Source organism: Halomonas sp. NYA30 (genome assembly GCF_976980765.1).
The window spans coordinates 2,541,952-2,567,853 of sequence record NZ_OZ334477.1; the positions used below are offsets into that span (position 1 = coordinate 2,541,952).

At 50.0% G+C, this 25,902-nt stretch carries 28 protein-coding genes; 3 read left to right on the forward strand and 25 right to left on the reverse strand.

Annotated elements, in window-relative coordinates; all coding sequences use genetic code 11:
- Positions 1 to 79: 79 nt before the first annotated feature.
- The 7 genes from ACWI0H_RS11785 to ACWI0H_RS11815 all read right to left on the reverse strand — a co-directional run bounded on the left by ACWI0H_RS11785 (position 80) and on the right by ACWI0H_RS11815 (position 7,705).
- Positions 80 to 352 carry an HU family DNA-binding protein gene (locus tag ACWI0H_RS11785; RefSeq protein WP_007114333.1) on the reverse strand — a complete coding sequence of 91 codons (273 nt, stop codon included), beginning with the start codon at positions 350 to 352 and terminating at the stop codon, positions 80 to 82.
- A gap of 196 nt (positions 353 to 548) precedes the next feature.
- Positions 549 to 2,960, reverse strand: a complete 2,412-nt coding sequence (gene lon / locus ACWI0H_RS11790) for an endopeptidase La (RefSeq protein ID WP_336273824.1) — start codon at positions 2,958 to 2,960, stop codon at positions 549 to 551.
- A gap of 247 nt (positions 2,961 to 3,207) precedes the next feature.
- Positions 3,208 to 4,488: an ATP-dependent Clp protease ATP-binding subunit ClpX gene (gene clpX, locus ACWI0H_RS11795; protein WP_336273825.1), complete on the reverse strand. Its 1,281-nt coding sequence runs from the start codon at positions 4,486 to 4,488 to the stop codon at positions 3,208 to 3,210.
- Between the two features lie 74 nt (positions 4,489 to 4,562).
- Positions 4,563 to 5,180, reverse strand: a complete 618-nt coding sequence (gene clpP / locus ACWI0H_RS11800; protein ID WP_336273826.1) for an ATP-dependent Clp endopeptidase proteolytic subunit ClpP — start codon at positions 5,178 to 5,180, stop codon at positions 4,563 to 4,565.
- A gap of 68 nt (positions 5,181 to 5,248) precedes the next feature.
- Entirely contained in the window at positions 5,249 to 6,601 is a 1,353-nt protein-coding gene (gene tig, locus ACWI0H_RS11805; RefSeq protein WP_485873550.1) for a trigger factor, read from the reverse strand.
- A 258-nt stretch (positions 6,602 to 6,859) separates the two neighbouring features.
- A complete protein-coding gene (locus tag ACWI0H_RS11810; RefSeq protein ID WP_485873551.1) occupies positions 6,860 to 7,237 on the reverse strand; it encodes a hypothetical protein in 378 nt (125 codons plus the stop codon).
- Positions 7,238 to 7,240: 3 nt separating this feature from the next.
- On the reverse strand, positions 7,241 to 7,705 hold the full coding sequence (locus ACWI0H_RS11815) for a flavodoxin (protein ID WP_101147032.1): 465 nt from the start codon (positions 7,703 to 7,705) through the stop codon (positions 7,241 to 7,243).
- A 143-nt stretch (positions 7,706 to 7,848) separates the two neighbouring features.
- Between ACWI0H_RS11815 and ACWI0H_RS11820 the strand changes: the two genes are divergently transcribed.
- Positions 7,849 to 8,055, forward strand: a complete 207-nt coding sequence (locus ACWI0H_RS11820) for a DUF2788 domain-containing protein (protein WP_008956864.1) — start codon at positions 7,849 to 7,851, stop codon at positions 8,053 to 8,055.
- A gap of 149 nt (positions 8,056 to 8,204) precedes the next feature.
- Here the strand turns inward: ACWI0H_RS11820 and ACWI0H_RS11825 are convergent, their stop codons facing one another.
- The 13 genes from ACWI0H_RS11825 to ACWI0H_RS11885 all read right to left on the reverse strand — a co-directional run bounded on the left by ACWI0H_RS11825 (position 8,205) and on the right by ACWI0H_RS11885 (position 20,651).
- Complete coding sequence (locus ACWI0H_RS11825; protein WP_007114341.1) at positions 8,205 to 8,504, reverse strand: integration host factor subunit alpha; 300 nt, start codon at positions 8,502 to 8,504, stop codon at positions 8,205 to 8,207.
- 128 nt (positions 8,505 to 8,632) lie between these two features.
- Positions 8,633 to 11,014, reverse strand: coding sequence for a phenylalanine--tRNA ligase subunit beta (pheT, locus tag ACWI0H_RS11830; protein WP_485873552.1), 2,382 nt, complete (start codon positions 11,012 to 11,014; stop codon positions 8,633 to 8,635).
- Between the two features lie 26 nt (positions 11,015 to 11,040).
- A complete protein-coding gene (gene pheS / locus ACWI0H_RS11835) occupies positions 11,041 to 12,060 on the reverse strand; it encodes a phenylalanine--tRNA ligase subunit alpha (protein ID WP_101147034.1) in 1,020 nt (339 codons plus the stop codon).
- Between the two features lie 159 nt (positions 12,061 to 12,219).
- Positions 12,220 to 12,573: a 50S ribosomal protein L20 gene (rplT, locus tag ACWI0H_RS11840; protein WP_007114344.1), complete on the reverse strand. Its 354-nt coding sequence runs from the start codon at positions 12,571 to 12,573 to the stop codon at positions 12,220 to 12,222.
- Positions 12,574 to 12,637: 64 nt separating this feature from the next.
- A complete protein-coding gene (gene rpmI, locus ACWI0H_RS11845) occupies positions 12,638 to 12,832 on the reverse strand; it encodes a 50S ribosomal protein L35 (protein WP_007114345.1) in 195 nt (64 codons plus the stop codon).
- An 82-nt stretch (positions 12,833 to 12,914) separates the two neighbouring features.
- Positions 12,915 to 13,406: a translation initiation factor IF-3 gene (gene infC, locus ACWI0H_RS11850; RefSeq protein WP_008957470.1), complete on the reverse strand. Its 492-nt coding sequence runs from the start codon at positions 13,404 to 13,406 to the stop codon at positions 12,915 to 12,917.
- 60 nt (positions 13,407 to 13,466) lie between these two features.
- Positions 13,467 to 15,389: a threonine--tRNA ligase gene (gene thrS, locus ACWI0H_RS11855; RefSeq protein WP_101147035.1), complete on the reverse strand. Its 1,923-nt coding sequence runs from the start codon at positions 15,387 to 15,389 to the stop codon at positions 13,467 to 13,469.
- Between the two features lie 218 nt (positions 15,390 to 15,607).
- The gene (locus tag ACWI0H_RS11860; protein WP_101147036.1) at positions 15,608 to 16,477 is read right to left on the reverse strand and encodes an OmpA family protein; all 870 of its coding nucleotides are present in this window, start codon (positions 16,475 to 16,477) and stop codon (positions 15,608 to 15,610) included.
- Between the two features lie 332 nt (positions 16,478 to 16,809).
- Positions 16,810 to 17,277, reverse strand: coding sequence for a DUF2489 domain-containing protein (locus ACWI0H_RS11865; protein WP_101147037.1), 468 nt, complete (start codon positions 17,275 to 17,277; stop codon positions 16,810 to 16,812).
- 123 nt (positions 17,278 to 17,400) lie between these two features.
- Positions 17,401 to 18,318 (reverse strand): heme o synthase, encoded by a 918-nt coding sequence (cyoE, locus tag ACWI0H_RS11870; RefSeq protein ID WP_176302283.1) that lies wholly within the window; start codon positions 18,316 to 18,318, stop codon positions 17,401 to 17,403.
- Positions 18,319 to 18,334: 16 nt separating this feature from the next.
- Positions 18,335 to 19,384, reverse strand: a complete 1,050-nt coding sequence (locus ACWI0H_RS11875) for a COX15/CtaA family protein (protein WP_336273832.1) — start codon at positions 19,382 to 19,384, stop codon at positions 18,335 to 18,337.
- A 32-nt stretch (positions 19,385 to 19,416) separates the two neighbouring features.
- Entirely contained in the window at positions 19,417 to 19,926 is a 510-nt protein-coding gene (locus tag ACWI0H_RS11880) for a hypothetical protein (protein ID WP_336273833.1), read from the reverse strand.
- A 2-nt stretch (positions 19,927 to 19,928) separates the two neighbouring features.
- Positions 19,929 to 20,651, reverse strand: coding sequence for an SURF1 family protein (locus ACWI0H_RS11885; RefSeq protein ID WP_336273834.1), 723 nt, complete (start codon positions 20,649 to 20,651; stop codon positions 19,929 to 19,931).
- Between ACWI0H_RS11885 and ACWI0H_RS11890 the strand changes: the two genes are divergently transcribed.
- The gene (locus ACWI0H_RS11890) at positions 20,650 to 20,841 is read left to right on the forward strand and encodes a DUF2909 domain-containing protein (protein ID WP_176302255.1); all 192 of its coding nucleotides are present in this window, start codon (positions 20,650 to 20,652) and stop codon (positions 20,839 to 20,841) included. The two genes, ACWI0H_RS11885 and ACWI0H_RS11890, sit on opposite strands and share 2 nt — an antisense overlap.
- A gap of 5 nt (positions 20,842 to 20,846) precedes the next feature.
- Here the strand turns inward: ACWI0H_RS11890 and ACWI0H_RS11895 are convergent, their stop codons facing one another.
- The 5 genes from ACWI0H_RS11895 to ACWI0H_RS11915 all read right to left on the reverse strand — a co-directional run bounded on the left by ACWI0H_RS11895 (position 20,847) and on the right by ACWI0H_RS11915 (position 25,547).
- On the reverse strand, positions 20,847 to 21,707 hold the full coding sequence (locus ACWI0H_RS11895; protein ID WP_176302256.1) for a cytochrome c oxidase subunit 3: 861 nt from the start codon (positions 21,705 to 21,707) through the stop codon (positions 20,847 to 20,849).
- The gene (locus ACWI0H_RS11900; RefSeq protein WP_485873553.1) at positions 21,704 to 22,339 is read right to left on the reverse strand and encodes a cytochrome c oxidase assembly protein; all 636 of its coding nucleotides are present in this window, start codon (positions 22,337 to 22,339) and stop codon (positions 21,704 to 21,706) included. Before ACWI0H_RS11900 ends, ACWI0H_RS11895 begins: the two co-directional genes overlap by 4 nt.
- Before the next feature lie 42 nt (positions 22,340 to 22,381).
- Positions 22,382 to 24,016 (reverse strand): cytochrome c oxidase subunit I, encoded by a 1,635-nt coding sequence (gene ctaD / locus ACWI0H_RS11905; RefSeq protein WP_101147041.1) that lies wholly within the window; start codon positions 24,014 to 24,016, stop codon positions 22,382 to 22,384.
- A 48-nt stretch (positions 24,017 to 24,064) separates the two neighbouring features.
- Positions 24,065 to 25,180, reverse strand: coding sequence for a cytochrome c oxidase subunit II (coxB, locus tag ACWI0H_RS11910; RefSeq protein WP_101147042.1), 1,116 nt, complete (start codon positions 25,178 to 25,180; stop codon positions 24,065 to 24,067).
- A gap of 127 nt (positions 25,181 to 25,307) precedes the next feature.
- Positions 25,308 to 25,547, reverse strand: coding sequence for a DUF2970 domain-containing protein (locus ACWI0H_RS11915; RefSeq protein ID WP_332870658.1), 240 nt, complete (start codon positions 25,545 to 25,547; stop codon positions 25,308 to 25,310).
- A gap of 134 nt (positions 25,548 to 25,681) precedes the next feature.
- On the opposite strand from ACWI0H_RS11915, the gene ACWI0H_RS11920 reads away from it, so the two are divergent.
- Positions 25,682 to 25,900, forward strand: a complete 219-nt coding sequence (locus ACWI0H_RS11920) for a hypothetical protein (protein ID WP_008957484.1) — start codon at positions 25,682 to 25,684, stop codon at positions 25,898 to 25,900.
- Positions 25,901 to 25,902 lie beyond the last annotated feature (2 nt).

The window sequence follows — 25,902 nt, forward strand, 5'->3', positions numbered from 1 at the left end:
AACAAATAGGGGGCCAGAAAATAACATGGGCGCATCGCCTATGCGATGCGCCCATTAGGTTACAGCAAACGCGGTCAAATTAGTTGACGGCGTCTTTCAGCGCTTTACCTGCTTTGAAGCTGGGTACTTTGGCAGCACTGATCTGGATTGGCTGTCCCGTTTGCGGGTTGCGGCCAGTGCGTGCAGCACGTTCTTTGATGGCGAAGGTACCAAAGCCTACTAGTGATACGCTTTCGCCCTTCTTAAGGCTATCGGTGACAGACTCCACCATGGCATCCAATGCGCGGGTTGCCGCTGCTTTCGGGATATCTGCAGACGCGGCAATGGCTTCAATCAGCTCGGACTTATTCACTCTTCACCCCTTGACTGTTTCAAAAAATGGCTCTGAACGGCATAGTCACCGATAGGTACAACGATCAAAGCATAGCTGCGTTTTATAGCAACGCCTTGAAACACCTGTCAAGCAACCATGCTGTAAGATACCCGCCACACAAAGCAGCGGGCACAAATATTAAGTAAAATTAAAGACCAAAGTGGGCTTTAACAGCTTAATGAGTACTAGCAACTACGGTATTACTATACGATGCGTCGGTGCTTTTCAACGGTGCACCTTCTTCTACCTTATCAGCTAGCGCTACGGCTAAGACATCATCTATCCAACGTACCGGACGAATATCAAGTGCACCTTTGATATTGTCAGGTACTTCCTTGAGATCACGACGGTTTTCTTCAGGAATTAGCACTGTCTTTATACCACCGCGGCGAGCTGCCAGCAATTTCTCCTTCAGACCGCCAATGGGCAACACTTCACCGCGCAGATTGACCTCACCGGTCATTGCCACGTCACAACGTACCGCCCGCTGCGTGTAAGCAGAAACGATAGCGGTCACCATGGCAATACCCGCACTGGGGCCATCCTTAGGCGTAGCTCCTTCGGGTACGTGGATATGCAGATCCTCTTTTTCGAACCGCTCAGGATCAATTCCATACGCTTGTGCTCTGGCTCTAACCACGGTATGTGCAGCGCTTACTGACTCTTTCATGACATCGCCGAGCGAGCCAGTTTTGTTAATTCGCCCCTTACCCGGCGTAACCACTGACTCAATATTAAGCAATTCGCCACCGACCGATGTCCAGGCAAGCCCAGTGACTCGACCAATTTGATCTTCTTGCTCAGCCAGACCGTAACTATAGCGACGCACCCCTGCATAGTGCTCAATCTGTTCGGCCGTTAAGCTCTGACCATCTTGATCAGAGGTAGGGTCACGCTCATTTTCAAGGCGTTCACGTAGCACTTTACGCGACACTTTGGCGATCTGACGCTCAAGCTCACGCACACCTGCTTCACGAGTGTAATAGCGAATAAGCTCTAAAAGCGCGCTATCTTCCAGCGTTAACTCATCACCCTTCAAACCGTTTGCTGCTAACTGCTTAGGCAATAAGTAGCGCTTAGCGATGGCCAGTTTTTCATCTTCGGTGTAACCCGGCAGACGAATAATCTCCATACGATCTAGAAGCGCACTAGGAATATTCATCGAATTAGCCGTACAGATGAATAGTGTTTCTGAAAGATCGTAATCGAGCTCCAGATAGTGATCGCTAAAGCTGTTATTTTGTTCAGGATCAAGCACTTCAAGCAATGCAGAGGCAGGATCGCCGCGATGATCCATGCCAAGCTTGTCGACCTCATCCAGCAAGAACAGGGGATTTTTAACCCCAGCACGGCTCATCCGCTGCATCAATTTACCCGGCAGCGACCCGATATAGGTGCGGCGATGGCCGCGAATTTCTGACTCATCGCGAACGCCACCCAGCGCCAAACGCACATACTTACGATTGGTGGCACGGGCGATAGATTGGCCGAGAGAGGTTTTACCCACTCCAGGCGGGCCCACCAAACACAATACAGGCCCTTTCATCTTGCGCACCCGCTTCTGCACGGCAAGATACTCTAGGATGCGCGCTTTTACCTCTTCGAGGCCGTAATGATCTTCATCCAGCACTTGCTGAGCTTTGACGAGATCATGCTTCACACGTGTGCGCTTCTTCCAGGGCACCGCGACTAGCCAATCCAGATAAGATCGCACAACGGTTGCTTCAGCGGAATTTGAAGCCATCATTTTGAGCTTGTTAAGCTCTTGCGTGGCTTTCTCAGATGCCTCTTTGGGCATACCGGACTCTTTAATCGCCAGCTCGTACTTTTCAGCCTCGTTGGGCACATTATCCAGCTCACCCATTTCCTTCTGGATGGCTTTCATCTGCTCATTGAGATAGTACTCGCGCTGCGTCTTCTCCATCTGCTCTTTAACCCGCGAGCGGATGCGCTTCTCCACTTGCAACAGATCGATTTCAGACTCAATCAGCGCCATCAGGTGCTCAATACGATCGCGCACACGATCCATCTCAAGCAATTCCTGCTTATCACCAATCTTCAGCGACAGATGAGCACAAATGGTGTCCACCAAGCGGCTTGGGTCTTCAATCCCTGATAACGAGTTAAGTACCTCGTTAGGGACTTTCTTAGACAGCTTGACGTACTGCTCAAACTGATTGAGTAATACGCGCACAAGCGCTTCTTGCTCACGACTAGTAAGCGGCTCACTCTCTCGTGGTGTTAAGTGTGCCTGCGTATAGCCAGCTTCATTCTCATCGACACTTAGTACATCCGCTCGAAAATTACCCTCAATGAGTACTTTAACCGTGCCATCAGGAAGCTTGAGCAGCTGCATAATGTCAGCCACGGTACCCATAGAATAAAGATCAGCGTTATCCGGCTCATCCTGAGACGCTTCACGTTGAGCCACCAGCAATACACGCTTATCAGCTTCCATCGCTGCTTCAAGCGCCTGGATAGATTTTTCACGACCAACAAAAAGGGGTATTACCATTTGCGGATAAACGACCACATCGCGCAACGGTAAAAGGGGTAGACATTGTGTCTGTTCGGCGTTCTGCTGCATCGCAGACGTTCCTCGGCAAATCGGATGAGTACTTAAAAAAGAGTACTTGGAAAAGTACTGCGCAGTCGTCAGTAAGCGATTTTTAACCACATTAGCATTGAGCTGACTAGGCAGTAACACTTCACAACAAAGCTTTTCAACGGCAAAGCTCTTCAGCGGCAGGGCTCTTCAACAACAAGGGGTCGCCTAAGCGACCCCTTGATTTTAGCGCAAGCGGTTAAAGCTGGGCCGACTGGTCAACTAGCCACTAACCATCAGTGCCGTCGACTAGCGCTTCTTCTTGCTGAGAATAGATCAAAAGAGGCTCGCTCTCACCGGCAATCACTGAACCGTCAATAACTACTTTACTGACACCTTCAAGTGATGGAATTTCGTACATGGTGTCAAGCAGCACTGACTCTAGAATAGAGCGCAGACCACGCGCGCCAGTCTTACGCTCCATCGCTTTCTCAGCCACAGCACGTAACGCTTCATCTCTGAACTCAAGCGTCACATCTTCCATTTCAAACAGCTTAGCGTACTGCTTAACCAGCGAATTCTTGGGCTCGGTCAGAATCTGCACCAGTGCATCTTCGGTGAGCTCAGTGAGTGTCGCGATGATCGGCAAACGCCCTACAAACTCAGGAATCAAGCCAAATTTCACTAGATCATCAGGCTCTACGTCAGCCAGCAGTTCACCCACCCCACGGGAGGACTCCTTGCTTTTCACCGCTGCATTGAAGCCGATACCGCCCTTCTCAGCACGGTCACGAATAACTTTCTCCAGCCCCGCAAACGCACCGCCTACGATAAAAAGAATATTGCCCGTATTAACTTGGACAAATTCCTGCTGGGGATGTTTGCGTCCACCTTGAGGTGGCACAGAAGCCGTTGTACCTTCAATCAGCTTCAGCAATGCTTGCTGGACGCCTTCACCCGAGACATCACGCGTAATTGAAGGGTTATCCGATTTGCGTGAAATCTTGTCGATTTCATCAATATAAACAATCCCGCGCTCGGCTTTCTCAACGTCGTAATCGCACTTCTGCAACAACTTCTGGATGATGTTTTCGACATCTTCACCGACATAGCCGGCTTCCGTCAGCGTGGTTGCATCCGCAATGGTAAAAGGTACATTCAGTAACCGTGCCATCGTCTCCGCTAACAGCGTTTTACCGCTACCAGTGGGACCAATCAGCAGAATGTTTGATTTACCTAATTCTACATCGCCGTCGCGCACATCTGTCTTCAGACGCTTGTAGTGGTTATACACCGCTACAGAAAGCACCATTTTGGCGCGATCTTGTCCGATGACGTAGTCATCAAGCGTATGACGTATTTCGCGAGGCGTAGGTAAACGATCCTCATCGCTCTCGGCATCGGCTTCGAGAACTTCCTCGCGAATAATGTCATTACATAAGTCGACACACTCATCGCAGATATAAACGGACGGGCCCGCAATCAGCTTACGTACTTCGTTTTGATTCTTTCCACAAAACGAGCAGTAGAGCAGTTTGCCACCTTCGTCCTTGCCTTTGCCGTCGGCCATTCGCATACCTCTATCACTGCGGCGGCTTACGCCGCCGGAAAAGCTCGTTAGAAAAGCAGAATCCTATTACGCTATCAGGATGTAGGCCGCTTATCCAGCACTGCGTCAATCAAACCATACTCTTTGGCTTGATTGGCGCTCATGAAATTATCCCGATCTGTATCACGCGAGACAGTTTCGATATCTTGACCCGTATGGTGGGCAAGGATTTGATTCAGCTTATCGCGAATACCCAGAATTTCACGGGTATGAATTTCAATGTCAGATGCCTGACCTTGGTAACCACCCAGCGGCTGATGAATCATAACCCGTGAATTAGGCAGGCAGTAACGTTTACCAGCAGCACCTGCTGTCAATAGCAGCGCACCCATGCTGGCCGCCTGACCAATACATACCGTAGACACGTCCGGCTTCACAAACTGCATAGTGTCGTAAATCGACATCCCCGCGGTGACCGAACCACCTGGCGAGTTAATATACAGGTGAATATCTTTATCTGGATTTTCTGACTCCAGAAACAGTAACTGAGCGACAACCAGATTAGCCATGTAGTCTTCTACAGGGCCTACCAAAAAGATCACACGCTCTTTCAAAAGGCGTGAGTAGATGTCGTAGGCTCTTTCCCCTTTGGCGCTCTGCTCAACCACCATGGGCACTAAACCGCCGGCGTTTTGAATATCAAACTCACTCATTCAGGTGATTCCTTGCGTCCGGGAAGGGAAAGGCGCACCGACATAAAGGTGCGCCACGTTCCAGGGTGTTAGGCGCTTGCTTGCTCGCCTTCTTCAGCACCCTCATCTTGCTCAGCCTGCTGTTGCGCAGCGGCAAGGGCTTGCTGATAAGACATTTCAACGTCTTTAATGTTCGTTTGCTCAAGTAACTTAGCCACCGCCTTCTCTTCGAGAATGGCAGATTTCACCTGGGTTTTCAGCTGTTCGTTACCCATGTAGTAGCTAACCACTTCATCAGGATCTTGATACTGCTCAGCCAGCTCGGCTACTTTTGCCTTGATAGCATCATCGTCGGCATCAAGTTCGTTTGCCTTGATGACTTCTGCCAGTAACAAACCAACCTGAACTCGGCCTTTAGCCTGCTCTTCGAAAAGTTCATTGGGCAGCTGGCTAACATCAAAATCTTCGCCTAAACCAAACTGTTGAGCCGCCTGACGCTTCATGCCATCTGTTTCTTGCTGAACCAGTGCGCTCGGCACAGGAATTTCATTCACCTTTTTAAGCGCATCAAGTACTTGCTGCTTAACCCGGTTATCAACGGCTTGTGATGCTTCACGGGTCATGTTCTTCTTGATTTCGGCGCGGAATTTTTCCTGATCGCCGCCTTCAACGCCAAAACGCTCGATAAACTCAGCGTCAACTTCGGGCAGTTTCTGGCTGCTGACTTTGTGAACCGTTACCTTGAAAGTGGCTTCTTTGCCAGCCAAGTGCTCAGCCTGGTAGTCATCAGGGAACGTGACGTTAAGGGTCTTATCTTCGCCCGCTTTAGCACCAATTAACTGCTCTTCAAAACCTGGAATAAAGCTATTGGAGCCAATGACCAGTGTGTGACCTTCGGCACTACCGCCTTCGAACGGTTCATCACCAATATAGCCCTGGAAGTCGATAGTGACTTGGTCACCATCAGCGGCGGCAGCATCAACTTCTTCCCATGCGGCATTTTGCTTACGCAGTGTATCGATCATCTCATCGACATCTGCATCGCTAACGGACACCACCGGGCGCTCTATATCAGTACCTTCAATTGAAGCCAGCTCTACCTGCGGGTAGATTTCCATTACTGCCACGAACTCAAGGTCTTTGCCTGATTCGTTAACGGAAGGTTCAATTTGCGGGAAGCCCGCCGGATTGAGGCCTTCATCAGTAATAGCGCGTACGTAACGCTCACGCATTACTTCGCTAACTACCTCGTTACGTACGTCTTGGCCGTAGCGCTGCTGAACTACTGCCATTGGCACCCGGCCCTGGCGAAAACCATTCAAGCGAACATTCTTCGCGGTGTCTTTCAAGCGAGCACTAACGGCCTCGTCAATTTCGGCAGCCGGCACTTGAATAGTAATGCGGCGTTCGATCTGGGAGGTCGTCTCGACAGAAACTTGCATGAATTGTCCTCTAACGGCTGGGCGTTGTGTTGATTGCATGTAATAAGTTCAAGGGGGTAATTTTAAGAACCCCAACGCATAGTGGCAAGCGCCATGCTCGCAACATGGGGGCAGTGATGTTAAAAACAAGGGAATAAGCGAGCAATTAACCGCTTTAAGGCGTGTTTAGCTTCATTATTAGCCCCATGCTGCGTAATTTATACCATTCTACTGCTTTGTACGTCTTGCGGCGACTTTTTCAATCGCTATACCAAAACACTAGCTAGCTTGGCGCTCGCCAGCCCACCATAGACCTACTGCGTGCATCAGTACGCCAAGCGTTGCACCATGGGAAATGAACACCTGCCAACTAATCCACTCCGTAAACAGCGCGTGCCAACCCCCCATTACGACCATTCCTAGCAGTAACATAACGGCTAACCGTTTGCATAGTTGTGGCAAGCGGCGACGCGCCTCCACCGCCAATAAGCGCCACTGAATAATAACCGCAAAAGCCACCAGTGCTAAGGCGAAGAAAATCAGCGTCTGGCGGGTTTCATGCCCGCCTGCCATGTAGCGTGGCAGGGTTGCCAGCATAACGACACATAAGCCCAGCGCAACGCTGATGCGCTCAGGCGAGGAGGGCGTTCGCTGCATCGCTCAAGCCACCTTTAACTGCTGGTTAACGATCCACTCTTCCACCCAGGGCACAGCAGCATCGTCGGCCATAAAGGTCTCCATGGCGTCGATTTCTAGGCGCTCCCCTAAGCGAGTCGCGCCATAATCCGCCAGCAACTCGTCTAGCGCGCGGCCTGCGCCGCAAAAAGTATCGCCATACGAGCTATCACCGAGTGCAATGAGCCCGTAGCGAAGCGTGGTAAGCGCGGGACTTTGATCACGCAACTGCCGGACAAAGGGCACAAAACTGCCGGGAAAATCTCCACTGCCAGTGGTCGAGACACAAAACAGCGCCAAATCGGCGTCACCACTGACAATATCATCGACAGATGGCTGCTCAACAACCTCCACAGCGTAACCGGCCTGTTCAAATAGGGGCTTCACTTGCTCTGCCACATCAAGGGCACCGCCGTACATGGTACCCACCAAAATATTAAGCTTCGGCATCGTCACTCCCCTGTCAAAGTGTCACAGTGCCAACCCGCAAGTCGACAAATACCCGATGAATTTGCTCAAATATTAACATGGCTGGTTAGAATGAAACACATTACCCGTAATGCTTGGCCCATACATAACCCCTAGGAGTAACTATGCAGCAAACCTTTGAGACGTGGATCACTCCGATAATGATCGGGGGTTTAATTATATTTATGTGTTTTATTATCTGGGACCTGGCTAAAAAATCCAACGCTGGCAAATTTGGCACCATCATGCTGTTTGTCGTGTTGGGAGCAGGTATGCTGGGGTACGTTATCAAGGTGGTGATTACGTGGTTAATAGAAGGTGGCGGCATGTAGTTGCAAGAAAACCCTCATGACTTGAGACCCGGCGCTATAACAAGAAAAGGAGCGCCCATAGGCACTCCTTTGTAAAGGACATGAGATTATCTAGTGTTATGAACCTTAAGCTTATGAATCAGATGCTCATGCGCCTATAGTCCAAAATGCTACTCATCGCCCACGTAATGCTCTACCTGCTGCTTAAGCTTCTGCCCTGGGCGAAACGTGACCACCCGCCTGGCAGAAATTGGAATTTCTTCACCGGTTTTCGGGTTTCGTCCTGGCCGCTCGCGCTTATCACGCAGGTCAAAGTTACCAAACCCCGATAACTTCACCTGTTCGTTCTCACGAAGACAGGCTCGAATCTCTTCAAAAAAAGCTTCGACCATGGCCTTCGCTTCTCGCTTGGACAGGGCTAGCTCAGCATGCAAATGCTCAGCCAGTTCTGCTTTGGTCAACGCACCCATAAGGCTTCTCCTTATCCTTGAAGCAGATACAGCAACAATCACACTGTATCAACCGTACAGTAGCAAAACGCATTGCCAAGAACGTGATAAGCATCGTGGCGAGGCCTAATTAATCTCTTCGATTTTTATTAGCCGCGCAGCTCCGCATCCAGCTTGACACGCACTTGTGTCACAATTGAATCGACCAACTGGTTGATTTCTTCGTCGTTTAGCGTGCGCGATGGATGCTGCCAGGTCAAGCCCAACGCAATACTCTTATGCCCTTCGGCTACACCTTTACCTGAATAGACATCGAATAGCTTGATATCCTGCAGATACTCCCCCGCTTGCTGCTTGGCGCAATCGAGCAATGCCTGCACAGGTGTCGACTCATTGAGTATAAACGCCAAATCACGGCGCACCTCAGGAAAGCGTGACAGCGGCTCAAACGCAGGAACTCGGCCTTGGCTAAGTGCATCTAAGCGCACCTCAAACAACACGGCATCCATTTTTAAGCCCAGCGTTGCTCGTACTTGTGGGTGCAGAGTACCAATCCAGCCTGCAGGCTCACCGTTATGCAATAGCTGGGCACTTTGACCAGGATGGAGCGCTGGGTGCTCAGCGGGCTCAAACCGCCAAGCATCGGCTTCGCCACCCAAGGCGATGACGCTTTCTAGATCACCTTTAAGATCATAAAAATCGACGCGATCCTTAGCACCACTCCACCCTTCCGCTTCACGCGGGCCACACACTAACGCACCCAGCATCGGCACCTGTGACAAAGCATCCAGCTCACCGTTAAATACTAGCCCGGTTTCAAATAAACGCACGCGGGCTTGCTGACGATTGAGGTTGTACTCCATGGCACGAACCAGGCCAGGAAACAAGCTGGCCCGCATCACCGACAAATCAGCCGAGATAGGGTTAGCAAGCACAGGCGTTATGGCGTCTGGTAACAGCGTCGCTTGCAGCTCAGGTGCTACAAAGCTGTAGGTGATCGCCTCTTGAAAGCCACGTGCGACCATCTGACGACGCAACTGCGACTGAGTCAGCGTCGCCTCGTCCGAAGAGCGAAGCGCCAAGCGTGCTGCAGGACGACGTACCGGCAAATTATTATAGCCATGGATACGTGCCACCTCTTCGATCAGATCCTCTTCAATGGCCAAATCAAAGCGCCAAGTAGGCGCGGTGACGGCCCAATCGGCACCCTGGATGCTGACATCAAGCCCCAGACGCTGAAGAATATCGGTCACATCATCGCTATCTAGCGTCTTGGATAGCGCCTGCTCTAAACGGGCACTGCGCAATAAGATTGAGCGCTCTTCGGGCATATGCTTAACGCTTAGCGCTTCAACAACAGGCCCAGCTTTGCCACCGCAAATCTCAATTAGTAGCTGTGTAGCCCGCTCGACTGCAATGGGCGTTAACTGTGGATCAACTCCACGCTCAAAACGGTGCGATGCATCAGTATGCAGACCGTAAGAGCGCGCTTGGCCAGCAATAGCAAGCGGCGTAAAGAACGCAGATTCAAGGAAAATAGTCTGAGTGTTTTCGTTAACGCCTGAGTTTTCACCACCCATGACGCCTGCCATCGCTAGCGGGCCAGAATGGTCGGCAATGACCAGCGTTTCAGGGCGTAGCGACACCTCATGACCATCAAGCAGCGTTAAACGCTCACCCGGCGTGGCCATGCGAATAACCATGCCACCCTGAAGATTATCGCGGTCAAAAGCATGTAGCGGCTGGCCCAACTCAAGCATCACGTAGTTAGTGACATCTACGACAGGATCAATAGAACGTACGCCGCTACGACGCAGCCGCTCAACCATCCATAGAGGCGTCTCAGCCTTAACATTGACACCTTTAATAATCCGGCCCATATAGCGAGGGCATTGCTCTGGCGCCTCGACACTAATCGCAAAGCTATCGTCAACCTCAGTGGACACCGACGCTATTACAGGGCCGATCACCGCCAGCCGATTAAGCACTCCCACTTCACGCGACAACCCTTTAATGCTTAAGCAATCACCACGATTGGGCGTCAGGTCGACCTCAATGGTCATGTCATTCAGGTGCATGAATTCTCTAAAATCAGCACCCACTGGAGCACTTGCTGACAACACCAGAATGCCTGGTGACGTCTCTTCTGCAAGCCCCAATTCAGATGCCGAACAAATCATACCCCGTGACTCAACGCCACGCAGTTTGGCTTTTTTGATTTTAAAGTCGCCCGGCAAGACACCGCCCACCTGGGCAAAGGGCACTTTCTGGCCAACATCGACATTAGGCGCCCCGCAGACAACCTGGACAGGCTCACCACTGCCATCATCAACGGTACACACACTGAGCTTATCTGCGTCAGGGTGCTTCTCTTTACTCAGCACCTCTGCCACCACCACTCCACTGAATTCGGCAGCAACTGCCTCAACAGCGTCAACTTCCAAGCCCGCCATGGTGATTTGGTCGGCCATGGCCTGTGTATCAAGCTGCGGCGAAACCCATTCACGCAACCACTGTTCTGAAAATTTCATCGTTGATCCTGTATTCGGCGGCGGTCTTAAGCGAATTGACGTAAAAAACGCAGATCGTTTTCAAAGAACAGGCGTAAATCGTTCACGCCGTAGCGCAGCATTGCCAAACGCTCAGCCCCCATTCCGAAGGCAAACCCGGTATAGCGCTCGGTATCAATACCCGAGTGGCGGAAGACTTCAGGATGTACCATGCCGCAACCCATCACTTCCAACCAGCCACTATGGGAACATACACGACACCCCGCACCACTACACATCACACACTGAATATCGACTTCGGCTGATGGCTCTGTGAATGGAAAGTAGGAAGGACGGAAACGGACGGATAGGTCGTCACGTTCAAAAAATGCCTGCAAAAAGTCTTCGATCGTCCCTTTTAGATCAGCAAAGCTAATACCCTCATCAACCAACAGCCCTTCCACTTGATGGAACATTGGCGTGTGGGTTAAATCCGAGTCGCTGCGATAAACACGCCCTGGACAAACAATACGGATGGGTGGCTCACTGCTTTTCATGGTGCGCACCTGCACGGGTGAGGTGTGAGTCCTCAAAAGGCGGGTGGCATCAAAATAGAAGGTATCCGCCATGCCACGGGCAGGGTGGTGGGCAGGAATATTGAGCGCTTCAAAATTGTGATAATCGTCTTCAATTTCAGGCCCTACTGCCACATCATAACCAATACGCGTGAACAGCCCCTCTATACGCTCAAGCGTACGCGTCACCGGATGTAGACCACCCTCGACCTGGCCACGCCCTGGCAACGTGACATCGATACTTTCAGCGGCCAAACGGGCATTGAGCGCAACACTTTCAAGTTGCGCTCGCTTAGTATCAATTTCGTCGGCTAGCGTTTGCTTGGCCTGATTAATACGTTCACCCGCCGCAGGGCGCTCTTCTGCTGACAGCCTCCCCAGGCCTTTCAGCAAGGCAGTTACCTCACCTTTCTTACCTAAGTAGCGTACTCGTAATTCGTCTAGTGCAGCGACACTCTGCGCAGCCTGAATGGCGTCGCGAGCCTCAGATACCAGAGTAGGAAGGTGATCCATCCGTTTCACTCCGAATTAAGCGGTGTCCACCCCTAAGGATGGCGTGGCACGTTGAAGGTGGCAAAAAAACAGGGGAAGAGCGGCTGCTCTTCCCCTGGATGGGTCACTCTGAAATGACCTCAGGCACATTGCATGGGCAATCACCCAATGCAAACTACCTTATTGGGCAGCCTTGGCTTTTTCCACGATGGCAGCAAATGCGGCCTTCTCGTGTACTGCCAAATCGGCCAATACTTTACGGTCGATTTCGATACCGGCTTTCTTGAGGCCACCAACAAAACGGCTGTAAGACATGCCGTTGACGCGTGCACCAGCGTTGATACGCTGGATCCATAGCGCACGGAACTGACGCTTACGGTTGCGACGGTCACGGTAAGCATACTGACCAGCTTTGATAACGGCTTGCTTGGCAACGCGGAAAACGCGTGAACGGGCACCGTAGTAACCTTTAGCAAGCTTTAATACTTTTTTATGGCGACGACGCGCTACTACGCCACGTTTAACTCGAGTCATAACACACTCCTGACTTTAAGGCTGAGGCGAAAAAATTTTGCACTCAGAAAAACGAAAACCCGACTTATAGATTCGGCAGCATACGCTGGATAAGCGCTTTATCAGACGCATGGATTTGCTTCATTCCACGCAGTTGACGCTTACGCTTGGTCGTTTTCTTGGTCAAGATGTGGCTACGGTGAGACTGCTTGTGCTTAAAGCCATTAGCAGTCTTTTTGAAGCGCTTGGCAGCGCCGCTGTTGCTTTTGATTTTCGGCATGAGGAAAACTCCGCTCGATATTTTTTAGAAAACCCAGGGCCGACCACCTGTTTAACGGTGGCCCGTTGACATCGCCGTTGGATCACTTCTTTTTCGGGGCAATAATCATGATCATCTGGCGCCCTTCCATTTTCGGGAAAGACTCTACCGCTCCGATCTCTTCCAGGTCTGCCGCAATCCTTTCCATCAGCTTACGACCGATGTCCTGGTGCGCCATTTCACGACCACGGAAGCGCAGTGTGACTTTGCCCTTGTCACCACCTTCCAAAAAGCGCGTCAGGTTTTTAAGCTTGACCTGATAATCGCCTTCGTCGGTGCCAGGACGGAATTTAACTTCCTTAACCTGGATTTGCTTCTGCTTCTTCTTTTGAGCCGCTTTCTGCTTCTTGGTCTCAAAAACGAACTTGCCGTAATCCATAATCTTACAGACGATGGGATCGGCATTCGAAATTTGCACGAGATCTAAGCTTTCAGATTCTGCACGCTCTAGCGCTTCGGTGGTGGGCACAACACCCAACTGCTCACCGTCGCTACCAATAAGACGTACTTCTTCTTCGACAATTCGCTCGTTCATTGGTGGGCGTTTATCTGCTGGACGCCCTCGCTGGTTGCTTCTCTTGATCGTTCCGTCTCCTTAGGCAATTGACGATGTCGCCAGGGCTGCTCTCTCGGCAGTATGGCGTTCAATAAATTCATCGACCGTCATTGTACCGAGGTTTTCGCCGCTGCGTGTTCGCACGGCCACTGAGTCAGCTTCGACTTCCTTATCTCCTACCACAAGGAGATAGGGAACTTTCTGTAACGTATGCTCACGGATTTTAAAGCCGATCTTCTCGTTCCTCAAGTCCGCTTTAACACGTAAGCCACTTTTTTGCAGACGGCTCTCCAAATCAAGCGCATATTCACGCTGTGAATCGGTGATAGTCATGACGACTGCCTGCTGTGGCGCAAGCCATAATGGCATAGCGCCTGCATAATGTTCAATCAAGATGCCAATGAAACGCTCCATAGAGCCAACGATAGCACGATGCAACATTACTGGCGGCTTCCGATGCCCCTCTTCTGTCACATATTGAGCACCAAGTCGCTCTGGCATCATAAAGTCTACCTGCATAGTACCCACTTGCCACTCGCGTCCCAGGCAATCTTTCATATGGTATTCAATCTTGGGGCCATAGAACGCGCCTTCGCCAGGAAGTTCCTGCCATTCTACATCGCAAGTTTTTAACGCACTACGCAGTGCATCTTCTGCCCGATCCCAAACCTCATCACTACCAATGCGTTTTTCGGGGCGAAGAGCAATTTTAATAGCAATATCTTCAAAGCCGAAGTCGCTATACACCTTCAACGCTTGACGATGAAAGTCAGTTACTTCTGGCTCAACTTGAGCTTCGGTACAAAAAACATGACCATCGTCTTGAGTAAATGCACGAACGCGCATGATACCGTGTAAAGCGCCTGAAGGCTCGTTCCGGTGGCAACCGCCAAACTCACCAAAACGAACGGGGAGCTCGCGATAGCTACGTAAGCCAGAATTAAATACCTGAACATGACCAGGGCAATTCATAGGCTTGAGGGCATACTCACGCTTTTCTGACTCGGTAAAGAACATGCCGTCTGCGTAGTTGTCCCAGTGCCCTGACTTTTTCCAAAGCGATACATCCATTATCTGGGGGCAGCGAATTTCTTGGTAGCCACCCTCTTTATAAACGCCTCGCATATATTGTTCGATCTGCTGCCATAGCGCCCAGCCGTTAGGGTGCCAAAATATCATTCCCGGCGCTTCTTCCTGCATGTGAAAAAGGTCCAGTCGGCGCGCCAATTTACGGTGATCGCGCTTCTCTGCCTCTTCAAGCCGTTTTACGTAAGCCTTAAGCTGTTTTTTATCGCCCCATGCGGTGCCGTAGATACGCGTCAGCATGGTGTTTGCAGCATCGCCACGCCAATAGGCCCCTGCCAACTTAGTGAGCTTGAAAGCTTTTAAGTGGCGGGTGTTAGGCACGTGCGGGCCGCGGCACATGTCGGTGTACTCTTCGTGATGATAAAGCCTGATGGTCGCATCATCAGGGATATCGCGAACAATTTCCTGCTTGTAAGGCTCATCACGATGCAAAAAGGTCAACATTGCCTTGTCGCGATCAACGTATTCGCGAACCACATCGTACTCGCGCTCAATCAATGATTGCATGCGCGTCTCTATCGCCTCCAGGTCTTCCGGCGTGACCGACTGACCGAATTCAATATCGTAATAAAAGCCATCTTCAATGACTGGCCCAATCGCCATCTTGGCATCGGGATACATTTGCTTAACCGCATGACCAATTAGGTGAGCGCAGGAGTGACGAATTATTTCCAACCCCTCAGCGTCACGCGCTGTGATAATAGCAACGCTCGCATCTTGCTCGATTAAATCAGCGGCATCTACCAGCAAACCATCAATCTTCCCAGCGATACAGGCCTTAGCCAAACCAGGGCCAATGGATTCTGCGAGCTGCATAATGGTCAGCGGTGCTTCAAATGTTTTTTGACTGCCGTCAGGCAGAGTAACAATAGGCATTCATGTTCCTTGAGCGCAGTGGTGATCCATACCAAGGATCACATTTCGCTATCAATGGTCTTGGAGGGTGCAAAAGCCCCACTAAAAACAGCGACAAGATTAGCAGAGTTACCTACCGCTTAAAATAAAAACGGGAGGCATATGCCTCCCGTTTCTGTACCTGTGGATTGCAGTTAACCGTTTATAAGTCGTCTACAAACCTCAGAAGATAAGTGAACTTAGTTCCACTCATCCAATTCAACGCGACGGTTCTGGAAGCGACCTTCTTCAGTCTCGTTAGACGCGATCGGCTGCTCTTCACCGTAACCTACTGCACGCATACGGTTAGCTTCTACGCCACGGCTTGCCAAGTAGTTAGCAACTGATTGAGCACGCTCTTGTGACAAGTTTTTGTTGTACTCGTCAGAACCGCGTGAATCAGTGTGGCCTTCGATGCTTACGCGAACATCAGGGTTACTGACCAAACGCTCAGCAACACCGTTAAGTACATTCTGAGCGTTGGAAGTTAACTGAGCAGAATCAAACTCGAAGTTAACATCTTGCAGAACGACGCTATCCGGGCAACCCAGTGCGTTAACTTCTACGCCTGCAGGGGTGTTCGGGCACTGATCACGGTAATCTGGAACACCGTCATTATCGGAATCAAGCGGGCAACCGTTAGCGTTAACTTCTACGCCAGCAGGAGTACCTGGGCACTGATCACGGTAGTCAGGCACGCCGTCACCGTCAGAATCTAGCGGGCAACCTTCGGCATCAACAGCAACACCAGCCGGCACTTCGCCATAGCTTGGGCACTGCGGTGCAACCGGCTCAGGCGTGCGGTCAGCGCATAGCAAACCGCCGATAGCAGCACCAGCAGTGGCACCTATAGCGGCACCGTTTTCTTCGTCAGAATTACTGCTGGTAGCATAGCCAATACTGCCACCGATAACGCTCCCAGCCAGACCACATACTGCCGGGTGCTGATACCAGTTGCTGTCGCTGCTAGCGCTTGATTGGCCGGAAGACTGTGAGGCCGAGCTGGCACAGCCAGAAAGACCGACTACCAGTGCGGAACCGATTAGCAATCCAGTCGTTGATTTTTTCATGCAAGACTCCTTCTTGATCCAATGCTGAAATGGTCATAAGTGACCAAATCTATCCAATGCTTCTTATTGCGAGAGCATCCATTTTTCGCCTGTTCTGTATTAAGCTGAATAACCAAGCCCTCAGTATTTATGACGACATACCCATAACTCAGTACCCAGCCACTACAGAACATTGTGCCTATCATTAACGCTTAAGCGCTAGAAGGCAACAATGCCAAGATATCAACTTCTTGCCAATACCGACATCATTTAGCATAGCAAAATTGCCACGATGGGCACTAAAAATTAGCTTGCTATGCATTTTGGCGGTTAATACCGCTCAAAATTAATAGTTAATGCAACGCACTTTTGCCTTTGGCACGCCATTTTAATACTGCTTGAGCAGCTTTCAATACGGCTTCCCGCATGTCATTTTCTGCCATCAACCGTTCTTTGTCTTCCTGCATACGCTCTCGAGCAGTCAACTGCTGCCGGGCGGAATGCGTATTCAAATGTTGAGTGCGACGATAGTGCTCGGCAAAAGCCTTAAATTCAGTTCGTTCCGTTAAACTAGGATCGATAATCTCAAGTAGAACCTTACAACGCCAAGCCCCCTCCGTGATATCGACCTGCTCCTGAACCAAAGCACTCGCGACATAATCGAGGTTTTCTAAACTGTTTTGTTGGGCACGAGCATCTTCATCGCGCCGATAAGCTTCTCGACGACTTACCTCTTTGCGCAGCGACCATGCGTAGAAACACAGCCCCACAATGACTGCAATCGCCAAGGCGAGTAATACCAGCGCTACTGTTGAGTTCATGACCCCCCTCATTAAGCGAATAAATTGCTTGACGAAAATTGTACACCCTTATACCACTACTCTGCCAATAGCATCTAGGCTTGCTTCTCCACTTACTGCATACCTGTCCAGTTCGTCTTCGAATCACCAAGCAAGCGCCGCAGCGTAGTGATCAAGTAATAGCGCACCGAAAACGCCTAATAAGTAGCGAATTGAGAACCAGAAAGCGCCGATAGGTGCGGTAGCATCATGACCGCGCCAAACCCGCCAGTTCCAAAACATAAAGCGTGCATTCAGACCTAACACAATGACTAAATAAAGCACTCCACTCATCCCGATCATTACCGGTAATAGAGTAGTTAATACCGTTAGCCAGCCATACAACCAAATTTGCAGCCGTGTAAAAGGAAGACCATGGGTAACAGGCAACATTGGGATGCCTGCCCGTGCATAATCATCACATTTGTGAATCGCCAGTGCCCAAAAGTGCGGCGGCGTCCAAGCAAAAATAATCAGCATCAGTAACAACGGCTCAGGAGATACTTGCCCCGTAATAGCAACCCAACCTAGCAATGGCGGTGCCGCGCCAGCCACGCCTCCAATAACAATATTCTGGGGCGTAGCCCGCTTTAAAAAAGCAGTATAAATCAAAGCATAACCGATCAAAGAAGCAAAGGTCAGCGCAGCCGCTAAAACGTTAACCTGCCAAGCTAATAGCGTAACACCTGCAACAGAAAGCAAGCACGCCCAAGCCAACGCGATTGTCACGGGTAGCCGTTTACTCGCCACTGGACGACGAGAAGTTCGCGTCATTACCGCATCCAAATGGCGGTCAATTACATGATTAAAAGCAGCCGCACCACAAGAGGCTAAGCCGATACCGGCCAAACCAATAATTACTTTTGTCAGTGGTGGTAGGCCTTGGGTTGCCAATGCCATCCCCACGGCAGCACATACCAACATAACAACCACTACTTTAATTTTGCAGAGCCCAAGTAATTCTCTCCACCCCCACACCATAGAAGGCAGGGCCGAAGGTAGTGTCATTGTTATATTTCGCATGCGCTCCCCTTCTTTTTTAGTCAGCAATAACATTGCAATACAACGGGTTAGAGCCCTTTAAACAAGTGCCAGCCTCGTTGTAACGCCAGCACCACCAAGCCCATACCAAACCAACAGATAGTGCAATGGCACCTGCCGTATGTAGCAACGCAAGCCATAAAGGCAGCCATAACAATACGTTAGCGATACCCAGAATAGCCTGCAGCATGTATAGAGAAACCACAATTGCTAGTGGTTTAGCGACATTCTGCCAATGCCGATATCGTAACCAAAGCGCAATCAACCCGACTCCTAACATGAGTGCGCCTAAGCGATGAACAACATGGATAGCAGTGCGTGCATCAGCATGTAGCTGCCCATGTAAATAATTAGGGCCAACAGTTTGGGTAAAATGAAAACCCTCGCTTACATCCAACTCAGGCCACCACTGAGCATTACAGGTAGGGAATCCTTGGCAAGCGATGCCCGCATAGTTGCTAGTCACCCACCCACCCAACGCTAACTGCACCACCAGCAAGCATGCCGCAATACCCCACCAGGCATTGGTTCGGCGCGGCTCAGTTATGGTTTTTTTACGAGCACGACGTAAGCGTAGGTGTACCCAAAAGAACAGTAGCAATACACTCAGCCCACCCAAAAGGTGGAGAGTGACGACTTGCGGCCAGAGTTGTAGCGTCACCGTGAAAGCACCGAAGGCACCCTGCAATATAATAACTACTAAGAGCGTCAAACTGAGCCGCCATGGGTAACCTGAGCGTTGACGCAATGGCCAACCCAGCGCGACAACACTTATTACCACCAGTCCAAGCAGGCTAGCAATGTAGCGATGGGCCATTTCCACCCACGCTTTAAACGGTTCTAACGGAGCATCAGGATGGCGCAGGGTGGCATGATCGCTATCGGGGACCAGCAGCTTTCCATAGCAACCTGGCCAATCAGGGCAGCCTAATCCAGCATCGACTAACCGTGTCCATGCACCAACCAGCATTACCACTGCAGTAAACAGGGTACCTATTAACGTTAATCGCACTAACCAGCGTAAGCGGCGCTCATAGGAATTGGACATGATGCTTCCTTAACAACAGAGATTAGTGCGCTTCATAGAGGGTTTACTTTAAAAAGATGCTGTATATCTTCAAGCACGTATTTGGTCGCGATGTTTTCATCGAATGCTAGCGCCGGACGCCCTGAAGGATCGAACAACCACACTGAGTTTTCTTTTCGCCATGAAGGAAAACGCTGCCACTCACTAGTCACTTCGCCCGGCAATGGTTCAAGCCCCCCGCCGATGCGCAAACGCGTTAATCTTGGCGCCTCGCGTCCTAAAGCACGATGTAGCCGCCACAATTCATCCTGGCGAGTTTCACACTGCAGAGTGCAGTCAAATGCCAGAATCCATTTGTCTTCTTCACTCACGGCAGACGCTGTTAATGGCCATTCATGAAGAGCGGGTAATGCCAGGTCTACATCACCATGTGCCGTATGGTGATCGGGGATGCCAATACGGAACTCGACCATTCCCCAGGCAGCAACCACGGGAGCCGCGAATATCGCAAAGATCAGCATTAATTTGAGCCGCTGGCGCCGGATATATTTAGCTTCCTGCATAGTTATTCACCCTGCTTATTTTTACTCAGTAACGACTCTTCTTGAGTTGCATCGCAACGCAATTTTCGCCCCCCAAAAAACATTACCACCAGGGCCGCCAGGGCCAGCCCCCACCACTGAAACGCATACCCTATATGCCGGCTGGGCGGCATAACACTGGCTTCCCACCAAGGAATCAGAACGCCATCGCCCTCACTAGCATGCACCCAGCCCGCATAGCTAAACGACCCTAACGAAGCGCGCCAAGGTTCAAGACTTAACTGCTGCAACCTGATACCTTCTCTGTTTTCTCCATATAGTGGCCCGCCCGCTTGTACTTCCTGCCACTCACCGGTCAACTCAACACTGCCACTTGGAGTAGTGGCTTGGGGTGGGCCACGATGAGGCCCCGTTGCTAAAAAGCCTCGCTGCACCAACCAAAGCTGACCGAAGCTATCACGCAGTGGTGTGAGTACTGCTACCCCTAACCTTCCCTCTACAATCCGATTATCTAAATAGAGAGTATGCTCTGCCAAGTACTCACCCCGTAGGGTTACCTCTGCGCCTTGGGCTGGCTGCGCGGTAGGTTGTACCAATGCAGGTGCCGTTTCGCGAACGGCCAATGCTAATCGCTTGTCATCTGCCCGCTCCCACTGCCATAGTCCTAAATAGGCGCCTAAGGCCACCACCAGACTCCAGAAAAAACACCAGCTATAAAAACGCCATTGTCGAGAGGTTTTCATCATGTGGTTACAACTACTCATTGCCGCTGTATTCGTTGCGATGGTTATAAGTCTAGCCATGGGAGCTGGCTTTTTGCTGCGTGATAACTCCTCGTCTCGCCGCTTGCTTGTGTCTCTTAAATGGCGCATCGGACTAGCTTGTTTATTAATGGTCCTCATCATATTTGGCTTTTGGTCCGGCCAGCTAGGCTAGGCAATTTATAAAACGTAAACGAAAATAAAGAGCCCAACCCATACCACATCGACGAAATGCCAATACCAACATGAGGCTTCAAAACCAAAATGATTTTCATCGCCAAAATGGCCTTTCACTATTCGTACTAACATGGTGGCAAGAATTATTGTGCCGATAATCACGTGCAACCCATGAAAGCCGGTCAATATAAAGAATGTTGCGCCAAAAATACCGGCTTCCAATGTAATACCGTAATGCGAATAAGCCTCATAATATTCAATGCCTTGAATCATTATAAAGCAGCACCCTAATAGCACGGTACCGGTTAGCCAGTTACGACATGTCCGCCGGTAACCGACTTTTAAAGCCTCATGGGCAACTGTTAGCGTGATACTTGAGGTGATCAAAATTAGCGTATTAACGAGAGGAAGTTGCCAGGGGCTAAAAACTTGTTGAGGGCCAGCAATGGAAGCATCGGGTGGGTTCAGCAGGGGCCATGTAGCAACAAAATCTGGCCAAAGTAACGCCGAAACCCCTTTCGCGCCCTCCCCGCCCAACCAAGGAATAGTGAACATCCTTACGTAAAACAGCGCCCCAAAAAAAGCGGCGAAAAACATGACTTCTGAAAAAATAAACCAGCCCATGCCCCAGCGAAACGAACGATCCATTTGAGCATCGTACAGCCCACCACGAGACTCACTGATCACATCCCGAAACCATAGCCCCATCACAGACACTATGCCCAACACGCCTATTAAAACCAGCGGCAGCCCAGTGTCGTAAACAAGCTTAATGCCGATTCCGGCCATCATTGCACCGAGTGCCACCGAACCGAGAACAGGCCACCGACTACTCGCTGGAACATAATAGCTACCACTGCTCATATCGTTTCTCCCGCCGCGTTATTGTTCTTTGCTTCGTTTTTGGGATCGTTCTTAACACCGTGATTGATTGTGTTGTTCAGTGAGGCGTTCTGTATCACACGCTCAATTGGATATAGGGTATATACCAGCGTGATGGTATTAATATCTGCTGGAAGATCTCGCGCCAACTGAAACACTAGCGGGATCGTCAAGCGTTCATTACCCTGCAACTGTTGCTCTTCAAAACAGAAACAGCTTACTTTGCGTAAATGGCGCGTTGCATTTGAAGGGGAAACGCTAGGTACTGCCTGCCCCCAACTTTCTTTATGACTATTATTAGTAAACGTAAAGTCGACTTCTGCCGTTTGCCCCGGATGCACGCTCATTTGATGCATTTCAACGCTCATCTGCCACGGTAATCCTGGGCTGCCCCGCGTTATAAATTGCACATTAATGTAACGGGACTCATCTACCTCTTCGTGCACGATACTTTGTGCCGTAGCATCAACCTTGCCATTGATGCCGGTAATTTGACAAAACACGTCATACAACGGCACCAACGCAAAAGCAAAGGCGAACATACCCACTAGCACAGCCATTGTTCTAATAACCGTTTGACGCACGCCTGCCTGGTTTTGCTCTCGACTGTCCATAACACCTCTTGGGCCTACTGGCCTGTGTGGTTTATGCCATTTTTAATGGGAAGTACGATGAAAAACCGGCGGCGTTTCAAAGGTGTGCAAGGGTGCAGGACAGGGAACTGTCCACTCTAAATCTTCCGCGCCCTCCCAAGCTTTTGCTGGCGCTTTTTTACCTCCGCGAACGCACAGGATGATGCCTAAAACAAATAGCAACTGTGAGGCGCCAAAGAAGAAAGCACCAATACTTGAAAGTAAGTTAAAGTCGGCAAACTGAAGAGCATAATCGGGAATACGGCGCGGCATACCGGCTAACCCAGCGAAATGCATGGGGAAGAAGGTTAGGTTGACACCGATAATCGAAAACCAGAAATGCCACTGGGCAAGCCGTTCATTAGGGTAATGCCCCGTCCATTTCGGCAACCAATAATAAACCCCTGCCATGATGGCAAAGATCGCCCCAGGGACTAACACATAGTGAAAGTGGGCAACGACGAAGTAAGTATCATGATATTGAAAATCCGCAGGGGCGATCGCCAACATTAGCCCTGAAAAACCACCAATAGTGAACAGCACGACAAAGGCAAGGGCAAACAGCATCGGCGATTCAAAACTGATTGAGCCACGAAACAGCGTAGTGACCCAGTTAAATACCTTCACCCCAGTAGGCACGGCGATCAGCATCGTTGTATACATAAAAAACAACTCTGCTACTAAAGGCATCCCTACCACAAACATATGATGAGCCCAGACCAAAAACGATAGAAACGCAATCGCCGCAGTGGCATAAACCATCGATGCATAACCAAACAGCGGTTTTCTTGCAAACGTAGGTATGATCGCGGAGACAATACCAAAGGCGGGCAAAATCATGATGTACACTTCAGGATGACCAAACGTCCAGAAAAGATGCTGAAACAGAACCGGGTCGCCCCCACCCGCCGCGTTAAAGAAACTTGTGCCAAAGTTAATATCCATAAGCATCATGGTGATAACTGCCGCTAAAACCGGCATTACCGCGATCAGCAGAAAGGCCGTAATTAACCAGGTCCAGACAAAGAGTGGCATATCCATTAAACGCATGCCCGGTGCACGCATATTTAAAATAGTTGCGATGATATTAATTGCCCCTAATATCGAACTGATACCCGCAAGGTGTAATGAAAGTATAAAAAAGGTCGTAGAGGGAGGCGCATAGTTGGTCGATAGCGGCGCATAAAAAGTCCAACCAAAATTTGGTCCGCCACCAGGCATAAGAAGGGTTGAAAGCAATAATGTAAAAGCAACAGGAAGCAGCCAAAAGCTGAAGTTATTCAATCGTGGTAACGCCATATCTGGCGCTCCAATTTGCAACGGTATCATCCAGTTAGCTAACCCTGTGAAGGCTGGCATTACGGCGGCAAACACCATAATCAACCCATGCATAGTGGTCATCTGGTTGAAAAACTCAGGTTCGACCAACTGGAGTCCAGGCTGGAAAAGTTCGGCCCTCACTACTAAAGCAAATATGCCGCCAACGAAAAACATAGTCAGCGAAAAAATCAGATAAAGAGAACCTATCTCTTTATGATTTGTGGTCAATAACCAGCGCAAAATACCTTTCGGCGGCGCATCATGACTTTGGCTTTGCCCATCGGCGACGGCCGTACTGCTATGCTGCAAATGAGGCTGAGGGGGTAGTTTGGGCGACATGATACTCTCCGAAATATTGTAGTTGTCTAAATAAGTGGCGCATCAGCATTATTGGGCAATTAACTCAGCTACTTCTGAAGGCTGCACCACCTCTCCCGTATCGTTACCCCAAGCATTTCGCGTATAAGTTACTACAGCGGCAATTTCTACTGGATTTAAGGTGCTACGAAAAGCTGGCATTGCAGCACCCGAAACACCGTTGATTACTTTATTGAGATGCCAATCCACATCACTAATAAGCTGTTCGTTATTTGCCAGTGCAGGAAAAGCAGGCGGCGAGCCCTGGCCTTCGGCTTGATGGCAAGAAGAGCAGATCGATTGATAAATTTCCTGGCCGCGTGCTACTAGCTCCTCCATAGCCCATTCACGATCAACGCCCATGGCCTCTTCGGCAGCCGCTTCTTTACGCTCGGCGAGCCAACTATCAAACTCATCTTCTTCCATCGCATGAACCACGACGGGCATAAACCCGTGATTGACACCACATAGCTCAGTGCACTGCCCACGGTAGATACCTGGCTCATTGATCGTTACCCAATTTTCATTGATAAAGCCGGGAATCGTGTCTTGTTTGACTGCTAAGTCGGGCACCCACCATGAGTGAATAACATCATCAGAGGTCATCAAAAAGCGCACTTTGCGATTGATGGGTAAAACAAGCGGCTCATCCACTTCTAATAAGTAATGCTCTCCCCGCGTTTCAGCCCCGCTGATCTGTGTCCGTGGAGTGCTCATATTAGAAGTAAACGCGACGTCCTCGCCTAGATACTCATAGCGCCAGCGCCACTGCTGTCCTGTAATCATAACGTCTAACTCTGCATCTGAAGAGTCGTACATATTTTTTAGCGTTGCGGTAGCAGGGACAGCCATGCCAACCAGAATCAAGACAGGGATAGCCGTCCAAAGCACTTCTACACTGGTGTGCTCATGAAAGTTGGCGGCTTTGGCGCCTTTGGAGTGGCGGTAGCGAAACAGGGAGTAAAACATAGCACCAAACACCACGAGGCCGATGACGACACATATCCAAAAAATCGTCATGTGAAGGCCAAAGATATCGGCGCTAACATCGGTTACACCAACAGGCATATTCCAATCATTGGCATTAGCCTGCGACCCGCTCGCAGAAAGGGTAATGACTAACAGCCACCGCCACGCTGATCGCATAGAAACCTCCAGACTTATTGTTGTTATCTCCTGCCTTTAGATGAGGGCAGAACTAAATGAGATATTAGCAGTATAGAAAATATGTGCCATTCGTCACGCTTTGCTTACTTAACGCTATCAACGCTTTTCAGCGGGCAGCAAACGTTGCCAAAACGATAAGCACCAAAACGAACAGCAATGTAATGACTATCCCAGTAACAATGTACGCTGCAGGCTTGCCACTACTAAAGTCTTCCTGTCGCTTTTGGTTACTCTGGACCCCAAGTAAGGCCGCTAATACTGACTTCACCACTGACCACATAAAACCTCCGATTAGGGCTGGTGTGACAACGCACATTGAGGATTCATGGTTAACATTCATTATCATAGACAGACAAAGGTATTACGTTTGGATAAACGGAAAAAATCTAAGCATTTACAGGCAGGTAAATGGCAATCTATAGTTCCGATTATGCGATACTAATTTCCCCCAGGATCAAGCGCCACCCAATGGAGTGACTAATGTTCAAGCACCTTCCAAGCCTACCAGCTAAAAGCCTATTGGCTATTTTCCCATTACTGCTGCTAACAGGTTGTACGACGTATACCTGGCCCGACGGCTCACAGGAAACCGTAATCGGTGTGGTGCCAGAAGAAGAAAATAAACGCTACGAAGAAGAACAGGTAGAAGGGGTACGCTATCGTATTCCGAACGAGATCCCAGAAAAGCGCAGCGAATAAGC

Coding starts and splice junctions, on each gene's coding strand:
- lon (WP_336273824.1), bottom strand. CDS start 2,960: ATGCAGCAGAACGCCGAACAGACACAATGTCTACCCCTTTTACCGTTG.
- clpX (WP_336273825.1), bottom strand. CDS start 4,488: ATGGCCGACGGCAAAGGCAAGGACGAAGGTGGCAAACTGCTCTACTGC.
- clpP (WP_336273826.1), bottom strand. CDS start 5,180: ATGAGTGAGTTTGATATTCAAAACGCCGGCGGTTTAGTGCCCATGGTG.
- tig (WP_485873550.1), bottom strand. CDS start 6,601: ATGCAAGTTTCTGTCGAGACGACCTCCCAGATCGAACGCCGCATTACT.
- ACWI0H_RS11810 (WP_485873551.1), bottom strand. CDS start 7,237: ATGCAGCGAACGCCCTCCTCGCCTGAGCGCATCAGCGTTGCGCTGGGC.
- ACWI0H_RS11815 (WP_101147032.1), bottom strand. CDS start 7,705: ATGCCGAAGCTTAATATTTTGGTGGGTACCATGTACGGCGGTGCCCTT.
- ACWI0H_RS11820 (WP_008956864.1), top strand. CDS start 7,849: ATGCAGCAAACCTTTGAGACGTGGATCACTCCGATAATGATCGGGGGT.
- ACWI0H_RS11825 (WP_007114341.1), bottom strand. CDS start 8,504: ATGGGTGCGTTGACCAAAGCAGAACTGGCTGAGCATTTGCATGCTGAG.
- pheT (WP_485873552.1), bottom strand. CDS start 11,014: ATGAAATTTTCAGAACAGTGGTTGCGTGAATGGGTTTCGCCGCAGCTT.
- pheS (WP_101147034.1), bottom strand. CDS start 12,060: ATGGATCACCTTCCTACTCTGGTATCTGAGGCTCGCGACGCCATTCAG.
- rplT (WP_007114344.1), bottom strand. CDS start 12,573: ATGACTCGAGTTAAACGTGGCGTAGTAGCGCGTCGTCGCCATAAAAAA.
- rpmI (WP_007114345.1), bottom strand. CDS start 12,832: ATGCCGAAAATCAAAAGCAACAGCGGCGCTGCCAAGCGCTTCAAAAAG.
- infC (WP_008957470.1), bottom strand. CDS start 13,406: ATGAACGAGCGAATTGTCGAAGAAGAAGTACGTCTTATTGGTAGCGAC.
- thrS (WP_101147035.1), bottom strand. CDS start 15,389: ATGCCTATTGTTACTCTGCCTGACGGCAGTCAAAAAACATTTGAAGCA.
- ACWI0H_RS11860 (WP_101147036.1), bottom strand. CDS start 16,477: ATGAAAAAATCAACGACTGGATTGCTAATCGGTTCCGCACTGGTAGTC.
- ACWI0H_RS11865 (WP_101147037.1), bottom strand. CDS start 17,277: ATGAACTCAACAGTAGCGCTGGTATTACTCGCCTTGGCGATTGCAGTC.
- cyoE (WP_176302283.1), bottom strand. CDS start 18,318: ATGCGAAATATAACAATGACACTACCTTCGGCCCTGCCTTCTATGGTG.
- ACWI0H_RS11875 (WP_336273832.1), bottom strand. CDS start 19,384: ATGTCCAATTCCTATGAGCGCCGCTTACGCTGGTTAGTGCGATTAACG.
- ACWI0H_RS11880 (WP_336273833.1), bottom strand. CDS start 19,926: ATGCAGGAAGCTAAATATATCCGGCGCCAGCGGCTCAAATTAATGCTG.
- ACWI0H_RS11890 (WP_176302255.1), top strand. CDS start 20,650: ATGTGGTTACAACTACTCATTGCCGCTGTATTCGTTGCGATGGTTATA.
- ACWI0H_RS11885 (WP_336273834.1), bottom strand. CDS start 20,651: ATGATGAAAACCTCTCGACAATGGCGTTTTTATAGCTGGTGTTTTTTC.
- ACWI0H_RS11895 (WP_176302256.1), bottom strand. CDS start 21,707: ATGAGCAGTGGTAGCTATTATGTTCCAGCGAGTAGTCGGTGGCCTGTT.
- ACWI0H_RS11900 (WP_485873553.1), bottom strand. CDS start 22,339: ATGGACAGTCGAGAGCAAAACCAGGCAGGCGTGCGTCAAACGGTTATT.
- ctaD (WP_101147041.1), bottom strand. CDS start 24,016: ATGTCGCCCAAACTACCCCCTCAGCCTCATTTGCAGCATAGCAGTACG.
- coxB (WP_101147042.1), bottom strand. CDS start 25,180: ATGCGATCAGCGTGGCGGTGGCTGTTAGTCATTACCCTTTCTGCGAGC.
- ACWI0H_RS11915 (WP_332870658.1), bottom strand. CDS start 25,547: ATGATAATGAATGTTAACCATGAATCCTCAATGTGCGTTGTCACACCA.
- ACWI0H_RS11920 (WP_008957484.1), top strand. CDS start 25,682: ATGTTCAAGCACCTTCCAAGCCTACCAGCTAAAAGCCTATTGGCTATT.